The 1,195-nt window shown below is 56.7% G+C and carries 1 protein-coding gene; it reads left to right on the top strand.

What is annotated here, in order from left to right:
- Positions 1 to 65 precede the first annotated feature (65 nt).
- A protein-coding gene (locus tag AAIL67_RS24675) for an IS3 family transposase (RefSeq protein ID WP_343485398.1) occupies positions 66 to 1,156 on the top strand; the annotation gives its coding sequence in 2 pieces (ribosomal slippage) (positions 66 to 324 and positions 324 to 1,156; 1,092 coding nt in all).
- Positions 1,157 to 1,195: the final 39 nt, after the last annotated feature.

Below are 1,195 nucleotides of genomic sequence, written 5' to 3'. Positions count from 1 at the left end.
CGACGTCCCCCCGCTTTGAGTAGCAGTTGAGCTTGGAGTCCAATCCCAACGACAGGAGATTGGACATGAAGAAGCGATTCACGGAAGAACAGATCATTGGCTTCCTTCGGGAAGCTGAATCGGGCTTGCCGGTAGCTGAGCTTTGTCGGCGGCACGGATTCTCCGAAGCCAGCTACTACCTTTGGCGCAGCAAGTTTGGCGGCATGAGCGTCTCTGATGCCAAGCGCCTCAAGGAGCTGGAAACTGAGAACGGGCGCCTTAAACGGTTGCTGGCCGATGCACTGCTTGAGAACGAGGTGACGAAAGAAGCCTTGAGAAAAAAGTGGTGAGCGCACCGGCAAGGCGGGAGTTGGTGCGCCACATGAACGGCCAAGGGCTCAGCGAACGACGAGCGCTGCGTGTCGTTGGCATGAGTCCCAGTGCTTACCGTTATCAACCTGCAGCAGATTGCAATTGCGCCCTCCGGCACAAGATCATCGCTTTGGCGCAGCGCCATCGACGTTACGGCGCCGGCATGATTTACCTGAAGCTGCGCCAAGCTGGCGAGCTGGTGAATCACAAGCGGGTGGAACGTCTGTATGCCCAGGCTGGCTTGCAAGTGAAGAGGCGCAAGCGCACAAAGATTCCAATGGCCGAGCGGCATCCCTTGGAGCGTCCAGCGATGGCCAATCAGGTGTGGTCTATGGACTTTGTGTTCGACCGGACTGCCGAAGGACGCAGCATCAAGAGCTTGACCGTGGTTGATGACGCCACGCATGAAGCGGTAGCTATCGTGGCCGAGCGTGCATTGGGTGGTCACCAACTCGTGCGCATCCTGGAGCAATTGACAAGGTCCCGAGGATTGCCCAAGGCCATCAGAACAGACAACGGCAAAGAGTTCTGCAGCCGTGCCATGGTGAGCTGGGCACATGCACGGGGTGTGCAACTGTTCTTGATTGAACCAGGTAAACCGAACCAGAACGCATACGTCGAATCATTCAACGGACGGTTCCGTGATGAATGCCTGAACGAGCACTGGTTCACAAATCTGGCGCATGCCAGGGCCATCGTCGAAGCATGGCGCCGAGAATACAACGAACAGCGGCCTAAGAAATCGCTTGGCGGGCTGACGCCCTCAGCCTATGCACAGAGGTTGATGCAGAAGCAGTTAAATTAAACCCCGGACTCTAAAGCTAGGTGCTACTCAAATACGGGG

The organism is Comamonas sp. A7-5, assembly GCF_039581385.1.
GTDB classification, from domain to species: domain Bacteria; phylum Pseudomonadota; class Gammaproteobacteria; order Burkholderiales; family Burkholderiaceae_C; genus Comamonas; species Comamonas thiooxydans.
Note: the sequence above shows the minus strand (reverse complement) of the source record. Positions and strands in the feature narration are given on the sequence as shown.